Origin of the sequence: Acinetobacter sp. SFB (genome assembly GCF_001647545.1) — a bacterium.
Lineage (GTDB): Bacteria > Pseudomonadota > Gammaproteobacteria > Pseudomonadales > Moraxellaceae > Acinetobacter.
Map to the genome: position 1 here is coordinate 32,860 of NZ_LSZH01000004.1, position 17,241 is coordinate 50,100.

Below are 17,241 nucleotides of genomic sequence, written 5' to 3' on the forward strand. Positions count from 1 at the left end.
TAATAACCTTTTAATTTCTCATTTTTTCAATTGATTGTACCTGAAATCTGGGTTTTAGACCCTGATGCCTCAGTTTTAACTACTGCCCTGTTCTATAACTTCAGCAGGATATTTAGAGTTTAAAAAGCAGCCATAAATAAAATACCGGGCATAAAAAAGCCTCCCCTCTATACGATGGAAGGCTAGATCATTTTATTTAAAAATTACAGTTGCGCTTGCTTCTTGTTATAACGAATTGATAACCATGAGGTAATGGCTAAAGTTACGATAATAAAGCCAAGTGAGATCCAGATTGGCATATGGAACACATCAAGCATTAGCATTTTGAAACCAATAAATAGCAGGATAATCCCGAGGCCATAAGGCAAATAATGCATTTTAGATGCCGCACCTGCCAGTAAGAAGAACATGGCACGTAAGCCTAAAATGGCCATTAAGTTTGCGGTTAACACAATAAAGGGATCACTGGTCACTGCAAAAATAGCCGGAATAGAATCCACTGCGAAAATCACATCGGATGCTTCCACCAAAATCAACACCAAGAATAATGGCGTGGCCCATAACACACCGTTTTGACGCACAAAGAACTTATGCCCATCCAGTTGCGGGGTAATACGCATATGTTTGCGTAACCACTTCAGTAAGGCCATATCTTCAATATTGGGGTTATCTTCATGACCTTGAAGAAATTTAAAGCCGGTATAGACCAGAAAGGCACCGAAAATATAGAGGACCCAGGAGAATTCCTGAACGAACCACGCACCGATAAAAATAAAGATGGTACGCAATACAATAGCGCCCAGTACCCCATAGAGCAAAATTTTGCGCTGCAATGCGGGAGGAATGGCAAAAGCTGCAAAAATCATCAGCCAGACAAACACGTTATCAATGGCAAGTGATTTCTCTAACAGATAACCTGCAAAATATTCCATGGTCTTTTGATTGGCTAAAGCAACACCCGCCGTTTGCTGTAAATAAAGCCATAAACCGCCAGCAAACAGCATGGACACACTGACCCAGGCAATGCTCCAATAAGCGGCTGATTTAATTTTAACCGGCTGGTCTTCTTTGTGTTTGAAGCCAATGAAGTCGATGATGAGCATGACTGCCACCATCGCAAAAAATGCCAGATACAACCACGGGTTGCCGATAGATTCCATAATAAATCTCCACACCCGACAACTGGTCATAAAAAAACCTTGACCTGTTGCCAGATGATTTAAACATCTGTGTCAACATGATCAAGGTCTTGCCTACATCTAAATAGCAATATTGCGTAATTTCAGATGCTCAGATACCGACTTTTTGCAAAGTGTAATGACGATATTCTGACACGTCGGCTAGAATTACTTCTAAGGACGCTTGGAGGAGGCTACTCCCCTTGTTCAACTCAATTTTGTTTTTGGATCTAATAATCCAAATGTGGCTGAAGAATCGCATATTTATATGAATTGTGCAAATTTTATCTAGCTTGATTATACTTTAATGAAGTCACGGCGCTGCACCAAAATAAATGCCAATACTGTGCCCAAGACAGCAATCAAGCCCCCTACTATGCCAATCTGACTTAAGCCATAACGTGCCGTGACTATTCCGCCTAATAATGCGCCAGCGCCAATACCGACATTATAAAGACCTGAATAAATCGCCATGGCGACATCGGTTGCATCTGAAGCCAGATTCAGGGTTTTGGCTTGCAGCGCAAGACTAAAGCAAATGATGCTCATGCCCCAAAACAAGCTCAGAATACTCAAGCTGTTAAACCCTTGAGCCAGGGGCAAGAGTAGCAACATGGACATCGCCAATAAAGCACTGCTTAAAGGAATCGCAATTTTGGGATATTGATTACCAAATTTACCAAACAGATAAGAACCAATAAAACCTGCACCGCCGTAAATGAGCAATAAAGTCGTGGTTTGGCGAGAGCTAAACTGGGCAATATTCAGGGTGAAGGGTTCGATATAACTATAAGCGGTAAATTGTGCGCTAATGATGATAATGGTTAAGGCAAACACCAGCACCAGGCTTGGGCGTTTCAATAGCATACCAATACTTTTCAGCGAACCTGAATTGACACTGGGGAGTTTAGGTAAGGTCTTTGCCAAAGTCAGACAGACCATTACCGCACCAATGGCAATTAAGGCAAAAGTATTGCGCCAGCCATAGGCTTCACCAATCATGCGACCAAATGGAATGCCCAATACCATGGCTAAAGCTGTGCCTGTCGCCAGTAAACCCAGCGCCTGAAATTCTTTACCTTTCGGTGCAACACGTACTGCTAAAGAGGCTGTAATCGACCAAAACAGCGCATGTGAAAATGCTATTCCGATTCGACTGGCTAAAAGCACATTAAAATTCCAGGCGAAATAAGATAGGCCATGACTGATAATAAATACGACAAATAAAGCAATCAGTAGAAAACGGCGCTCAACATTACGTGTCAGCAGCATCAGCGGGAGTGATAGGGGTGCAACGACCCAGGCATAAAGAGTAATCATGATGCCGACATCAGTGGCAGGCATATTGAAACTGTGGCCAATATCGCTCAGCAATGCCACAGGAATAAATTCGGTGGTATTAAAAATAAAGGCAGCAAAGGCTAAAGTGATCACGCAAATCCATTGCCGTGTGGGATTAGGTAGAGACTCAGAAGATAAGGATGACATAGTCAAAGGATTTAAAAAATAGCATTAAAGTGTAGGCTGAATCATACCCCTTGTTAAGTTTAATCCTTAAGATGAAGTGTACTAAGCAGGGATAGAAACAACAAAAAAACTTAACACGATTGAGCAGTTCTTTATGGCATGTTTATTTATATTGACCTGAATGAGAGAATAAAAATGTTGGAAATCAAACATACAGATGATGGCAAAAAGGGTGAATTTTATATCGGTGACAATCATCAGCCTCTAGCGGAAATGGTCTATAGCTGGGCGGGTGAAAGTGTCTTTATTATTGAACATACCGATGTGGCCGATCCTCTGCGTGGACAAGGCGTAGGCAATAAATTGCTTGACCGGGCTGTTGCCATGGCACGAGAAAAAAATCTCAAGATTATTCCGCTCTGCCCTTTTGCCAAGTCCGTTTTTGATAAAGATCCATCTATTCATGATGTGTTGAAATAAGACGTTTTTAACGTATTCTAATATCAATTTCTAATATCAATCCAATTAAAAATTGAGGGCTAACTATGCAGTTTCAACATAAGGATAACGGTCAACAGGGTGAATTTTTTACTTTGAATGATGCAGGTCAACGGATTGCAGAAATCAGTTATGTCTGGACAGGTGAGCATAAAATTGTCGCCAATCATACCTGGGTGGATGATACTTTGCGTGGACATGGCGTAGCGCGCCAGTTGCTGGATGTTTTGGTCGAATTTGCACGTCAAAAGCGATTGAAAATTATCCCCACCTGTTCTTATGTCGATGTCATGTTTAAGCGCGATAAAAGTTTTGCCGATGTGAGAGCCTGAGTTGACCGTAAGATAAAAAAGCCCAAAAAATTGGGCTTTTGTTTTTTCAATTCATTAAGTCAGATCGATAATCACTTTCATTGCTTTCTCCTCTGAGGCATGTTTAAACACCTCATAGGCTTTCTCAAACTCCGCAAATTTAAAGTGATGGCTGGCTAACCGTTCCAAAGGGAGTTTTCCAGAACAACAGGTTTTCAGCAACATACCGGTGGTATTGGCATTGACCAGCCCTGTGGTGATGGTCAGGTTCTTAATCCAGAGTTTTTGCAGCTCAAAATTAACCGGCTTGCCATGCACACCCACATTGGCAATATGACCGCCTTCTTTTACGATATTTTGGCAAATATTCCAGGTCGCTTCTGCCCCTACTGCTTCCATAGCACAGTCAACCCCCCGCCCGTCAGTAATCTCGAGTACCCGCTGGATTGCATCTTCCTTGCCAGAATTGATGGTATGCGTTGCACCCAGTTCTTTAGCCAACGCTAAACGATGGTCATCCATATCAATGGCAATTATGGTTGCTGGTGAATAGAATTGGGCCGTAAGTAAGCAGCCCATGCCAATTGGCCCTGTGCCCACGATTGCAATGCTATCACCTGGCTTGACATCGCCATACTGCACGCCAATTTCATGCGATGTCGGCAATACATCCGATAAAAATACTGCGATATCCTCATTTAAACCTTCAGGTAAGGGATAAAGCGAGGTATCGGCAAAGGGCGTACGGACATATTCAGCATGGGTACCATCAATCATGTAACCCATAATCCAGCCTCCTCCGTTACGGCAATGCGCATAAAGTTGTTTCTGACAGTTTTCACACGTCCCGCAGCGACTGACGCAGGACATAATTACCCGATCGCCTTTTTTGACATTTTTGACCGCCGAGCCCACCTCTTCAACGATACCAATACCTTCATGACCTAAAATACGGCCGTTAAATTGACCGGTATGCTTCTTGGCCTGTTCCTGGATTTCGGGATTTTTACCTTTCCAGATGCCTAAGTCTGTACCGCAAATGGTGGTTTTCGTGACACGGATGACTGCATCCGTTGCATCAATAATCTGGGGAATGGGACGATCTTCAAAACGGATATCATTTTCGCCGTAGTAGACCATGGCTTTCATTGTTGTCATCAGCTTATTCCTTTTCTATTCCCTCTCTTGCATGCTATGGAGTAAATTTTCTCTTTAAAAAATTAAGTAAAAACATTTAAATAAAGAAAAATTAAACAAGGATGAGAGGAAAAAAATTGATCAGAGACTCTGCTGTATTGATAGAACCTTGAAGCATTGAGCATAAATACACAGAGCTTATCTATCTAAGCTATCAACACTCAGCGATGAAGTCATTAGGTGGACAGTTTTGCTTACAGAATGACCGGATTTAATGAGGATTGAACGGGTTTAAGACAATACATTGAGAGTTGCAGACTTTTATTTCAACTGGATTCTGTTCAGGTGATTTATGAGGGATAAGCTGATAAAAATAATAAAAACTATTTCTTGGTCTTGGCGAGGGCGTTTAAAAGAAAATGAGCTCTGCAGATGTCATGATTTAACATCTGCATGGTCTAATATTGTCTGGTATGCGATTAAAAGCGTCGCCCATACTTAGCGCTATGATAAGGATTGGGTTTTATTAAAGTGCAGGTTCTGGGATTGAATCAGCTGGGTTAAAACAACACCGAGCAATGAAGTCATCAGCATCATTTCCAGCATGGCATATTCTTTTACCCATAAAAAACATACAGCTAAGACACCCAAACTGCAAGCTAGATATAAAGTATTTTGAATCCAGATTTTAAGCGAAATACCAAGCAGGCCTGAACAAATAGCAATGTTCAGCAGCTCTTCAATCCCATTACGATGCAAGACGATAATTAGACATAAATAGCTACAAACTAATCCCATCGTGATGAAAAGATTTTTTAACATGCTTTTCCCCTGATCTTAGCTAATGATTTGTTTTAATTTGGCTAAATCCATTTTAATATACCAAAAGGTAAAAAATAAGTTGTTTTGACCCATAGGCTTTGTAAGAAAGAAATTACATTTGCTTAAAAAACAACCAAAATTAATGCTAAGCTTATAAGTCAGAAGATTAAGCAATAAAAAACTCTATTTCAAAGTTGCATGGCCAAAATGGGAATTTTATGTTGATTCAATTGTGTTATGTCAGTAGCCGGATAGAAGCTGAAAATGACCTCTTACAGGATTTAAGCGATATTTTGGTCACCGCCCGGTCTTTTAATCAGCCGCATGATATTTATGGGGTGCTTTATTATGCTGAAGGGATTTATTTCCAGTGTCTGGAGGGTGAAAAAAACCAGCTCGACGCTCTATTTTCACAGATCAGCCAGGACACTCGTCATCATCAGATTCAGCGTTTTCCTGACCATGCTGTTGAGCAGCTGCATTTTCAAAAATGGTCGATGAAATATGTCAATCAGCATGGAAAAGTCACCCGCCTTTTCAAGAAAATGGGTCTGGAAAAATTTCAGCCCCATCAATTGAATTTTGAGCAGATGAACCAGTTTCTCGATTTGCTGCTCAAAATGGAAGAAACCGAACATAAGCCAAAAGCCAAGGTCGGCATAAAAAACCGCGGCTATCAAAATTATTTTTAATTAAAAAAAACCCGCTGATACGGGTTTTTAAATCTTGAGTTATTTATGCTTTTAAAGCGGTAATTAACTTCTGATGTAAACCACCAAAACCGCCATTCGACATAATCACTACCGCATCGCCCTCACCTGCTTCACTGGCGACAGTATTAATGATGTCATCCAGTGTACGGACCACAATGGCTTTATTCGGTGCAGCCTCAATTACCGGTTGCAAATCCCAGTCCAGACCTTCCGGTTGATACCAGATTACTTCATCTGCCAAACGTGCTGAATGTGCCAACCCGTCTTTATGGCTTCCCATACGCATGGTGTTTGAGCGCGGTTCAATAATTGCCCAAAGTTTGCGTTCGCCTAAGCGTTTACGCGCGCCGTCTAAAGTGGTTTCAATTGCGGTGGGATGATGGGCAAAGTCGTCATACACTTCAATCCCTTTTACCGTATCCAGCAATTCCATACGGCGTTTCACGCCGCCAAAATTTGAAAGTGCCTCACATGCAGTTTCAATCGAAACACCGACATGTTCAGCCGCAGTAATGCTTGCCAAGGCATTGGCGACACTGTGCTGGCCGGTCATATTCCATTTAACGATGCCTTTAACTACACCATTTTCTAAGACTTTAAAGTGAGAGCCATCGCTAGATAATTGTTCCGCAGAAAGCGAGGCTTTTTCATTGGCATCTAACGAAGTACGAACTACAGGTGTCCAGCACCCCATGTCCAGCACTTCATCAATATTGCTTTCAGTAATCGGTGCAATAATGCGGCCTTCACTTGGAATAGTACGTACCAGATGATGGAATTGTTTTTGAATGGCAGCCAGATCATCAAAGATATCGGCATGGTCAAATTCAAGGTTATTTAGAATCGCGGTTTTAGGATGGTAATGCACAAACTTGGAACGCTTATCGAAGAATGCAGAATCGTATTCATCCGCTTCTACACAAAAGTATTTGCCGCCACCTAAACGTGCGCTTTCACTAAAACCGAGTGGTACGCCGCCAATCAAAAAACCCGGCTCTAACCCAGCTTGATCCAGTACCCAAGCCAGCATAGTCGTGGTCGTGGTTTTGCCATGTGTACCGGCAACGCCTAAAACATGTTTGCCTTGGAGTACATGGTCTGCCAAAAATTGCGGACCAGAAATATACGGTAGACCTGCATTTAACATATATTCCACAGCCTCAATGCCACGTTTCATGGCATTGCCGACAATCACCAAATCGGGGTGTGGTTGCAAATGGCTATGGTCATAGCCTTGCATTAAGGTAATGCCTGCATTTTCCAGTTGGGTCGACATGGGTGGATAGACGTTCGCATCCGAACCCGTCACCTTATGTCCTAAATCACGTGCTAATAATGCCAGCGAACCCATAAAGGTGCCACAGATACCCAAAATATGCAGATGCATTCGTTTTAACTCCACTGCTTTTTTGACACATCACTTTGGTCTGGGTGGTGTCATTATTGATTCAATTTGAAAGCAACGATATCAAGGGTTTCGCCGAAAAGATAGTCTTTCTTGTATCTATTCATAGGATTGCATGATGCGTTTTATATCGCTGTTATACGGCTATAGTTTGCTGGAAAAATCATAGATGAAATGACATGCTTTTTTAGTGGAAAAACGTAAAATATTCACGATTAATTTAGAAAAATTGACTATGTTCTTTCCGTTGCTGCTTTTAGTGATTTCTAACTGTTTTATGACCTTGGCTTGGTATGGTCATTTGAAGTTTTTACATGGCGCACCGCTTTGGCAAGCGATTTTATTTGGCTGGCTGATTGCGCTACTGGAATACAGTTTTATGATTCCGGCCACCCGATTGCTGGCACAACAAGGCTGGGCGGTTGGACAAATGAAAATTACCCAAGAAGTCATGACTTTACTGGTATTTGTGCCATTTATGATTTTTATGTTTAAGCAGCCTTTTAAGCTGGATTATTTATGGGCAGGATTGTGTCTTCTGGGTTGCGTATATTTTGTTTTTAGAAGTCAGTAAAACTTGATCATTTTATTTGGAATTTGAGTTACATCACTGCCCTTTCCTCAGTGATTTCTTTATTATTTATCTAAAAATAGCGGAAATATGGCAGTACAGTCTCTGTTAAATTTTGGTGAGATGAAAAATCAGTCTATAATGTCGGGCTTGTGATTCATTTAAAGCTTGGCACTTGTCGAGATTTATCCTTCCTTACATTTGTTTATGGAATATTTGCAATGAATGCTGCTGCTGCAGACACTCAACCTCTCGTTGGAATTATCATGGGGTCTCAATCTGATTGGGCAACTCTCGAAAACACTGCCAATATGCTTGAACAGCTTGGCGTCCCATTTGAAGCGGAAGTTGTTTCTGCGCATCGTACGCCAGATCGTTTATTTGAATATGCTGAAACAGCACGTGAGCGCGGTATTCAGGTGATTATTGCCGGTGCCGGTGGTGCAGCGCATTTACCCGGTATGTGTGCAGCAAAAACTGACCTACCAGTACTGGGCGTTCCGATAAAATCTTCCATCTTGAATGGCGTAGATTCATTGCTTTCAATTGTGCAAATGCCCGCTGGTATTGCAGTCGGTACATTGGCGATCGGTCCTGCTGGTGCCACCAATGCCGCGATTATGGCCGCACAAATTTTAGGTTTAACACGCCCTGAAATTGCAAAAAATGTTGCCCAATTCCGTGCTGCGCAAACTGAAAAAGTGGCGAGCAAAAATATTCCAGGTCAAATGTAAAGCCAAGCTTAAAACGGGACACACGTTATGGATAAAACCATCGGTATTTTTGGTGGTGGTCAACTCGGCCGTATGATGGCACAAGCTGCCCTACCGCTGAATATTCAATGCACCTTCTTTGAAGCCAGTACAGATTGCCCTTCCGCAGCGCTGGGTCAGGTGATCTCTAGCAAAGCTGAAAATGGCTTAAAACAGTTCATCGAAAGCGCAGATGTTTTCAGCCTTGAGTTTGAAAACACACCACTGGCAGATGTTGATGTTTTAACCCAGCAAAAAGAACTGCATCCGCCACGTCAGGCTTTGGCCACTGCGCAAAACCGTTTGCTGGAAAAAGCGTTGTTTGATCAACTCGAAATTCCTGTGGCGCCGTATAAAGCGGTCAATTCTTTACAGAGTTTAAAAGCTGCGGTTGCTGAACTCGGTTTACCGATTGTTTTAAAAACAGCCACTGGCGGTTATGACGGTAAAGGTCAATTCGTTCTTCGTACTGTAGATCAAATTGAACAAGCATGGGCGGAACTTGGCCCTGCAGGTTCCTTGATTGCTGAAAGCTTTGTGATGTTTTCGCGTGAAGTGTCGATTATTGCAGTTCGTGGTCAAAACGGCGAGGTGAAGACTTGGCCATTGGCTGAAAATCACCATCATAATGGCATTCTGTCGCATTCAATTGTTCCTGCGCCAAACAGTGCAGATTTACAACCTGTGGCACAAGACTACATCACTCGCCTGTTGAATCATTTGAATTATGTTGGTGTGTTGACGCTTGAATTATTTGTGACTGATAAAGGCTTATATGCCAATGAGATGGCACCGCGTGTGCATAACTCAGGTCATTGGTCTATTGAAGGCGCGGTATGCTCACAGTTTGAAAACCACATTCGTGCAGTTGCGGGTTTACCGCTGGGTTCAACTGAAGTGGTTCGTCCCACAGTGATGGTCAACATTATTGGCAAGCATCCGAAATCTGAAGATGTCTTGGCTTTAAATGGCGCGCATTTGCACCTATACAACAAAACTGAACGTACAGGCCGTAAAATTGGTCATATTACGCTGATGCCAAACGACAGCACTGAGTTAAGCACTTTATGCCGTCAATTGGCGAAAATTTTGCCTGAACCTCTGGCATTGACTCAAGATATGAGCATTTAATCCGTCGATTGAATGATAAAAAAGCGGTCATGCCAATGACCGCTTTTTTTATGCCTGAAGTTCGGGCATGATTGCGCCTCTTTCGAGCATATGCACCATTTATCGGAATAGAATAAGAAATAACTGTATGTAATTCATACAATCTATTATAAATATATTGCATAAAAAACAAACAAATAGAATTGTGCTGTATTTAAGTTTTGCTGCTGTAAAACGATAAAGAAAAAATGCAAAAAAATTTAAATTCAAAAGATAAAAAATAAATTCAAAATGATACGAGTTTAAATTCAAACTCGCATATTTGAATTTAAAAATTATGAATTTAAAGTTATATCTGGTGGTATGAATTTAAACTTTAAATTTAATAGCAGACTTTTGAATTTAAACTTTTATGATTTTAAGTCCATAAAACAAAAGAACTTAACTTATCCACAGGGTATTTGAATTTAAAAGGATAAATTTAAATTCATATTTTGGGTATTTTTGAATTTAAAGTTTTGAAAATAAGGATTGTGGATAACTTTTTAAATTTAAAAACAGCATATGAATTTAAAATAATGAAAAATGAATTTAAATTTACGATTTGATTCAGAAACTGCTAACCGATGATGGTATGGTAAAAACACAATTTAAATTCAAATACCATCAGGGATACTATGCGTCGCTTAGCTTTCGTTTTAGGTTCAGTTTTTTTTGCAATGACTCAAGCCAATGCTGAGCTGCTTATCAATGGTCAGCCTGTTACGACCGCTTCAATTCCATCATCCACGCCAGTTTTTAGCGCTCAAAATAATTTTCAGCAATGTATTGCAAATTTACGCAGCCAAGCCATGGCTTCGGGGGTGAGTGGGTCAACCTATGACCGCTACACGCAAAACTTAACGCCTGATTATTCTGTGATTGAAAAACTGAATTATCAGCCTGAATTTTCGACTCCGATCTGGGATTATTTATCCGGTCTGGTGGATGAAGAGCGTGTGCAACTGGGACGCCAAAAATTAGCCCAACACCGTGATGTACTCAACCGCGTTGCGGCCGCTTATGGGGTTCCGGCTGAAACTGTGGTGGCAGTTTGGGGGGTGGAAAGTAATTTTGGTGATATTGCCGGAAGTTATCCTTTATTACAGGCTTTGGGGACTTTAAGTTGCGAAGGTCGTCGTCAAAGTTATTTTCGTGGAGAATTCTTTACCACGATGCGAATTTTACAACGCGGTGATTTAACCGAGCAGCAAATGAAAGGTTCGTGGGCGGGGGCATTTGGTCATACTCAGTTTATGCCGTCCACCTATGAAGAGCTTGCGGTTGATTTTGATGGTGATGGTCGTCGCGATCTTGTTTCTAGCACCAGTGATGCTTTGGCTTCAACCGCAAATTTCTTGAAAAAACGTGGCTGGCAAACTGGCATGCCGTGGGGTTTCGAAGTTCGTATTCCTGAACGCATGTCAATCAGTGGTGAAGGGCGCCGGAATAAAAAGGCTTTAAGCAGCTGGGTGAGCCGTGGTGTGGTTCGTGCTGATGGCAGTCCTTTAATTCAGGGGAATTTATCTGACAGCAGTGCGGCGGGATTAATGGCGCCTGCAGGTGAAAATGGTCCGGTATTTTTAGTCTTTAAAAATTTCGATGCTATCTATAGTTATAATGCAGCGGAAAGTTATGCCTTAGCGATTGCACATTTATCCGATCGCCTGCAAGGTCAGGGTGGGTTTAGTAAAGCCTGGCCCACCGATGATGCCGGAACATCGCGTTCTGAACGACGTGAAATTCAGCAATTTTTATTGAATAAAGGTTACGATATTGGTACAGTTGATGGCTTAATTGGTGATAAAACCCGTCAAGCAATTCGCCAAGAACAAACACGTTTAGGTTTAAGCCCAACTGGTCGTGCAGGCCAACAGATTTTGCGTGCCTTTAGAAATGAAAATGCCAAAATGATGATGAACTAATCCTATTTTAGCTATAAAAAGGTCTGCTTAATGCAGACCTTTTTTATGGCTAACTGTTTAAACGGGTAGCTATATAGCAGTAATAGTACCTAAAACACGATAGCCTACAGCACCCGTAACGGTGGGTAGATTGCCACTTTGCTGATTCACAAAGCGCATCGCCAGCCAGGCAAAAGCAGTGGCTTCGACCCAGGTGGGCGCTAAACCAATTGCAGAAGTGGTTTGAACAGACCAATTATGTTTACGTAAACGCCAACGCAGTTGTTCCAGTAAATGTGAGTTAAAGGCACCCCCGCCACACACATAGACTTCACCGGTATCCATGTCAGAGCGGTAAATGGCTTTTTTAATCGCCCGTGTGGTGAGTTTTAATAAGGTCGCCTGCACATTTTCAGGAGTATCTTCCAGCTCATTATATTCCACATCATTATGCCAGTCGGCAATTTGTTCATCTAACCATTCCAGATTAAAGTCTTCACGACCGGTACTTTTGGGCGGTTCTTTAGAAAAATATTCATGACTTTGCAGGCGGTCGAGCAGACTGCGAATTGGTTGACCATAAGCTGCCCAGTTGCCATTTTCATCATAGGGTTGACCGGTATAACGATGACACCAGGCATCCATCAAAATATTGGCCGGTCCGGTATCAAAACCATACACTCCATCTGGGTTACCCGCAGGCAACATGCTGACATTGGCAATGCCACCCAAATTTAAAATGACCCGATGAATACTGGGATGCTGGAACAAGGCTTGATGAAATGCAGGAACCAGAGGGGCACCTTGACCACCCGCGGCCATATCACGACGCCTGAAATCTGAAATTACTGGAATTTTTGTCATTTCTGTAATGATATTGGGGTCACCAATTTGCAGGGTGAAACCATGTTCAGGACGGTGGCGAATGGTTTGTCCGTGTGAGCCAATGGCTTTAATCTGGCTACGATCTAAATTATTTTTTTCAATCAGCTGGTTAATGCCATGACCAATCATTTGTGCCAGCGCCACATCGGCTTTGCCCATGCGGTCAATTTCGTTGTCACCGGGTAAAGTCAGTGCCATGAGTTCGTCACGTAAGTCCAAATCAAAGGGCAAGGTGAGGGTCGCGTGAAGCTGCAATGGATCAAATGAAGCAGCCACAATGTCAACGCCATCCATGCTGGTGCCGGTCATTACGCCAATATAGATCGCTGTCATGATGATAGTTAAGCCTGCATTATGCTGAAAAAGTGTTAGTATATCGCACAAATTGTATAACTGATGTATTGGGTTTTGTGATGTCAAATTTCCTGCCGGCTGAAGAACAACTTGCCCTCATTCAACGAGGTACTCATGAGATTATTTCTGAAGAGGATCTGTTAAAGAAACTCAAGGAAAATCGTCCATTAAAAATTAAAGCGGGCTTTGACCCAACCGCACCTGATTTACATTTAGGTCATACTGTACTGATTAACAAGCTAAAAGTTTTTCAGGATTTGGGGCATGATGTTACATTTTTAATTGGTGACTACACTGCCATGATTGGCGACCCAACCGGTAAAAGTGCAACCCGTCCACCCTTGTCGCGTGAACAAGTGCTAGAAAATGCAAAAACTTATCAAGAGCAAGTGTTTAAGATTCTTGATCCAAATAAAACCAAAGTTCGTTTTAACTCTGAATGGTTTGCAGAAAAAACTGCAGCCGATCTGATTCAATTGGCATCTCAGCAAACTGTTGCACGTATGCTTGAACGTGATGACTTTACCAAGCGTTATAACAACCATCAGCCGATTGCGATTCACGAATTCTTGTATCCATTGGTACAGGGTTATGACTCAATTGCTTTGGAAGCGGATGTGGAGTTGGGTGGTACAGACCAGACTTTTAACTTGTTGATGGGTCGTACGCTACAAGGTCGTTTCGAGCAAGAAGCGCAGGTGTGTATTACCGTACCTATTCTGGAAGGTTTAGATGGCGTAAATAAAATGTCTAAATCTTTGGGGAACTATATTGGTGTATTTGATGCACCAGGTGCGATGTACCAAAAAGTACTTTCAATGCCAGACGCTTTGATCGAGCGTTATTTTGATCTGCTGAGCTTTAAATCACTGGATGAAATTGCAGTGTTATTGAAAGAAATGCAAGAAGGTCGTAATCCGCAAGAGATTAAAAAAATCCTTGCATTGGAGTTGGTAGAGCGTTTCCATGGGGCGGAAGCAGCTGAGCATGCGCATAAAGGTGCAGGTAATATCATTACTGAAGGCGAATTGCCTGAAGGCACCCCAGAAGTGACTATTTCACGTGCTGAATTTGGTGGTGAAATGTTTATTGCTTCTATTTTACGTACTGCCGGTTTAACTAAAAATGCCGCACAAGCCAAAGATGCTGTGGCACGTGGCGTGGTAAAAGTGGACTGGGAAGTGGTTGATGCAGGTTTCTCGGTAAATGAGAATAAAACTTACATCATTCAAGCAGGTAAAAAAGCGATTGCTAAAGTGACCTTCACAGACTAATAATTTCTTAAATTTATATTTAAGTTATTGAAATAAAAGCAGGCTTTGGTCTGCTTTTTTTTCATATCGTATATGAGAATTATGAATAAGCAAATTCAAAAAAACCTTATAAAAACAACAATTAAATTTTTCCAAACCAGTTGCATTATCTTTTACTTATGTATAGGATTTATCCATCTGGACATTGTGTAGAAAACATATCTAGAGGGTCGGTTTGTAACAAAAAGCTCCACAGTTTTAAGTCTCTTCCCCAAGAGGCTTTTTTTAAATTTTTACCGATAACTATAATAATGACATCATGGATCTGAATGTGATCTAACTCCAAGGAAGAGGTTTTGGGAGAGATCTCTTTCTTTTTTTTATCTAAAATTTAGCAGTGATGATTAATCTATTATTTATCTATATGAATTTTACTTTTTATGCGATCAAATAAATTCAGCTCAAATAAAAAAATTTCCTTAATTAGAAACTTATTATTTCATTTGGCTCAATGGGCTAGGAAAATATATGGGGAAATGGACTGTCTTTTATATGGGCTAAGTTGAGTGAAATACACCACATTTGCTCTCTAACCATTATTAAAATACGTGCATAACCAACTCATAACTCGTGTCTTGCGCGCTACAGGTTAATCTTTTCTCAGATTTTTAAGCCTGCTTTTGCAATCTGGATATTGTCACTGCTATGTTCTGCGGCCACGTTAATACGATCGAAGACCACACCATTCATATAAAGGGGAATGCAGCTATCCCTCATCAGCATATTTTCATCCAAATAGCGGATAGCGGGCAGAATGGTGCCATCTTGAATACTCTAAGCAATCATTGCTGTTTCTCTTTTTTGCGAATTTGCTGTGTAGGCTTTATTTTATGCCATTTCACCCGTTAATAATAAAATTAAGCTATTGCGCTCAGAGAGCATTTTTATCGGATCTATGGCTTTTGATGTGGATGTTCTGTGCGGTATTCGCAGAGGCTATTGAGGATATTGCTAAGACAATCAGTGCAGTAAAGATAAGTAGTTTTTTGATCTTAACTGCAGATCAAAATGACGTTAAAATTTTACTGTTTTTAGTTGCTCGGTAGATCGAAAAGCAGTACGTCCAACTTGATTAACTTAGATTGCAATGGCGTTTGGCGGTACAGCCATGCTTGTTTAATCCTATAGAGGCTAAGCCAAAACATTGCTGCAACCTGAATGCCTTGGATCTACTCGTCATAGCATAGAGTGATGTACCACTATGAATGAACCGGAATCATAACTTCATTACGTCTTAAGAACCATGGCGTAAAAGGTGGGTTGTAGCGTGCCCATACGGCATTTCCTGTGGGGGTGAGCCCCATTTTTTTCATCCATGCGACAAGTTCTAGTTCGTGGCTCAAATAATTCTTTTCACTCCACATTCCAGAATATCGAACCACCGCCATACGTTGTGCTGGAACTTGACGTAAAGTAATGCTGGCATCCTCCGGTTGTGGCAACGTGCTTAATGTATAGCTCTTTGGCATCATAAAGCTTACCAGCCATTTCTCATCAACACGTTGTTGTGCTGCTACAGGCGCAGTCATTGGTATTTTCTCGCCTATAGATTGTTGAGAAACCGGTGCCGTCATGGCCACTTTGCTGCGCGAAACGTTACTGCCAGAGATATAGCGAAACAGTTTCATAAAAGCCTTATTGCTGACATTCTCCATATTACCTTCAACCAAAGTTTCAGCAATTACGTGCGGTGTATATTCACGAATCTCAAAGGGCTTATCCTGGCTTATCACCACGTAACTTGCTTCTTCAACGGCCATAGCCTCTTGTATCCCGGTTGTGATTAATAGTGCTACAACAGTAATTCCCACCACTTTTTTAATCTTCATACCCACCTCGAATGCAGTGTCTGCCTAATCCCGCTGATGTCTTGCGATAAAAGATCCGATATTTTTTGCTTAAATGAATCTAATCACTTTTATGCTGTACTCAGTTCAAGCTAGCACTATGAAAATCATCTTTCAATGTGCATTTTGATGTCCAATGAATAGGACGAAATTCAGGATTGAGTTAGTTGGTTCATAGATTATGTCGGTTTTAAAGCCAGGAGCTATAACAGGTAGGTGAAAAGATAGATGGGTCAAATTCAAAAAAATTTAACCGATAATGTAAATGGTCGATTTGACTCTAGTGCGTATTGATAGCTAGAACACCTAAATCAGATAAGGATCTTATGCGTTTACTGTGGGAGGCCTATCTCCACTATATAAGCTGGCCTATAAAATAACTTGATTGATGCTATCTAGGGATATTCTGTACATAACAAAGATCATCTTGCAGTAATAGGCTATACAGAGTTTGTTATTTTAAAATTTGTTTCAGAATCCAGGTCTATTTAAATCCAGGTCTATTTATAAGATGCGCAGATTAAAAATCTATCCCTTGGAATGAACAACAAAACTTTAAAAAACTTCCAAAAACCAATTTTTTTATTAAAAAAATATAAAAAATGAGTAAAAAATACGGTTTTTTAATGTTTTTGTAGAAAAAACAGACATGCGTGATAAATATATCATTTTAGGGGTTGCGCGGATGCTGAAACTGTATAGAATACGCCGCATACCAACGAGATATGTTGAAACGAACGAAGCGCGAAGCGCTGAGTTGTTAAGATTATCTTGTTGTTTCTTGTCTCTGACGAAGAGCGAGATAAATCATTAAGAACTTATGAAGAACAACTTGTGTGGATTTTTACCGGTTGATCGATCGAAATTATTTTCATTGATTGATGGTAAAAATGACTCGAAGTTTATTTGAGAAATATTTGTCAGAAAATTGATGA

The 17,241-nt window shown here is 41.1% G+C and carries 16 protein-coding genes; 8 read left to right on the top strand and 8 right to left on the bottom strand.

All coding sequences use genetic code 11. The features are described from left to right. Positions 1 to 203: 203 nt before the first annotated feature. On the bottom strand, positions 204 to 1,160 hold the full coding sequence (locus tag AY606_RS04185) for a TerC family protein (RefSeq protein ID WP_067865213.1): 957 nt from the start codon (positions 1,158 to 1,160) through the stop codon (positions 204 to 206). A 315-nt stretch (positions 1,161 to 1,475) separates the two neighbouring features. Next, a complete protein-coding gene (locus AY606_RS04190) occupies positions 1,476 to 2,666 on the bottom strand; it encodes a sugar transporter (RefSeq protein WP_067865217.1) in 1,191 nt (396 codons plus the stop codon). A 174-nt stretch (positions 2,667 to 2,840) separates the two neighbouring features. Between AY606_RS04190 and AY606_RS04195 the strand changes: the two genes are divergently transcribed. Both AY606_RS04195 and AY606_RS04200 read left to right on the top strand, forming a co-directional pair. After that, on the top strand, positions 2,841 to 3,125 hold the full coding sequence (locus AY606_RS04195) for a GNAT family N-acetyltransferase (protein ID WP_081408356.1): 285 nt from the start codon (positions 2,841 to 2,843) through the stop codon (positions 3,123 to 3,125). A 65-nt stretch (positions 3,126 to 3,190) separates the two neighbouring features. Beyond that, positions 3,191 to 3,475 carry a GNAT family N-acetyltransferase gene (locus tag AY606_RS04200; protein WP_067865219.1) on the top strand — a complete coding sequence of 95 codons (285 nt, stop codon included), beginning with the start codon at positions 3,191 to 3,193 and terminating at the stop codon, positions 3,473 to 3,475. A gap of 54 nt (positions 3,476 to 3,529) precedes the next feature. Here AY606_RS04200 and AY606_RS04205 read toward each other — a convergent pair whose 3' ends face one another. After that, on the bottom strand, positions 3,530 to 4,612 hold the full coding sequence (locus tag AY606_RS04205; RefSeq protein WP_067865223.1) for a zinc-dependent alcohol dehydrogenase family protein: 1,083 nt from the start codon (positions 4,610 to 4,612) through the stop codon (positions 3,530 to 3,532). A 483-nt stretch (positions 4,613 to 5,095) separates the two neighbouring features. Next, complete coding sequence (locus AY606_RS04210; protein WP_067865227.1) at positions 5,096 to 5,413, bottom strand: hypothetical protein; 318 nt, start codon at positions 5,411 to 5,413, stop codon at positions 5,096 to 5,098. Positions 5,414 to 5,631: 218 nt separating this feature from the next. On the opposite strand from AY606_RS04210, the gene AY606_RS04215 reads away from it, so the two are divergent. Further along, positions 5,632 to 6,105, top strand: a complete 474-nt coding sequence (locus AY606_RS04215) for a BLUF domain-containing protein (RefSeq protein ID WP_067865230.1) — start codon at positions 5,632 to 5,634, stop codon at positions 6,103 to 6,105. 43 nt (positions 6,106 to 6,148) lie between these two features. Here AY606_RS04215 and mpl read toward each other — a convergent pair whose 3' ends face one another. After that, the gene (gene mpl / locus AY606_RS04220; protein WP_067865232.1) at positions 6,149 to 7,513 is read right to left on the bottom strand and encodes a UDP-N-acetylmuramate:L-alanyl-gamma-D-glutamyl-meso-diaminopimelate ligase; all 1,365 of its coding nucleotides are present in this window, start codon (positions 7,511 to 7,513) and stop codon (positions 6,149 to 6,151) included. A gap of 253 nt (positions 7,514 to 7,766) precedes the next feature. On the opposite strand from mpl, the gene AY606_RS04225 reads away from it, so the two are divergent. From AY606_RS04225 to AY606_RS04240, 4 genes are all read left to right on the top strand, one after another. Then, a complete protein-coding gene (locus tag AY606_RS04225) occupies positions 7,767 to 8,105 on the top strand; it encodes a DMT family protein (protein ID WP_067865258.1) in 339 nt (112 codons plus the stop codon). Between the two features lie 218 nt (positions 8,106 to 8,323). Further along, the gene (purE, locus tag AY606_RS04230) at positions 8,324 to 8,836 is read left to right on the top strand and encodes a 5-(carboxyamino)imidazole ribonucleotide mutase (protein WP_067865235.1); all 513 of its coding nucleotides are present in this window, start codon (positions 8,324 to 8,326) and stop codon (positions 8,834 to 8,836) included. A 27-nt stretch (positions 8,837 to 8,863) separates the two neighbouring features. Then, on the top strand, positions 8,864 to 9,985 hold the full coding sequence (locus AY606_RS04235) for a 5-(carboxyamino)imidazole ribonucleotide synthase (protein ID WP_067865238.1): 1,122 nt from the start codon (positions 8,864 to 8,866) through the stop codon (positions 9,983 to 9,985). A 656-nt stretch (positions 9,986 to 10,641) separates the two neighbouring features. Then, the gene (locus tag AY606_RS04240; RefSeq protein WP_067865241.1) at positions 10,642 to 11,928 is read left to right on the top strand and encodes a lytic murein transglycosylase; all 1,287 of its coding nucleotides are present in this window, start codon (positions 10,642 to 10,644) and stop codon (positions 11,926 to 11,928) included. A gap of 69 nt (positions 11,929 to 11,997) precedes the next feature. Here the strand turns inward: AY606_RS04240 and AY606_RS04245 are convergent, their stop codons facing one another. Next, complete coding sequence (locus AY606_RS04245) at positions 11,998 to 13,125, bottom strand: anhydro-N-acetylmuramic acid kinase (RefSeq protein ID WP_067865244.1); 1,128 nt, start codon at positions 13,123 to 13,125, stop codon at positions 11,998 to 12,000. A gap of 80 nt (positions 13,126 to 13,205) precedes the next feature. Between AY606_RS04245 and tyrS the strand changes: the two genes are divergently transcribed. Continuing rightward, the gene (gene tyrS, locus AY606_RS04250; protein ID WP_067865248.1) at positions 13,206 to 14,420 is read left to right on the top strand and encodes a tyrosine--tRNA ligase; all 1,215 of its coding nucleotides are present in this window, start codon (positions 13,206 to 13,208) and stop codon (positions 14,418 to 14,420) included. A gap of 639 nt (positions 14,421 to 15,059) precedes the next feature. On the opposite strand, the gene AY606_RS16745 is transcribed toward tyrS, so the two are convergent. Both AY606_RS16745 and AY606_RS04260 read right to left on the bottom strand, forming a co-directional pair. Next, on the bottom strand, positions 15,060 to 15,182 hold the full coding sequence (locus tag AY606_RS16745; RefSeq protein ID WP_283234611.1) for a hypothetical protein: 123 nt from the start codon (positions 15,180 to 15,182) through the stop codon (positions 15,060 to 15,062). Positions 15,183 to 15,658: 476 nt separating this feature from the next. Next, on the bottom strand, positions 15,659 to 16,288 hold the full coding sequence (locus AY606_RS04260) for an SOUL family heme-binding protein (RefSeq protein WP_067865254.1): 630 nt from the start codon (positions 16,286 to 16,288) through the stop codon (positions 15,659 to 15,661). Positions 16,289 to 17,241: the final 953 nt, after the last annotated feature.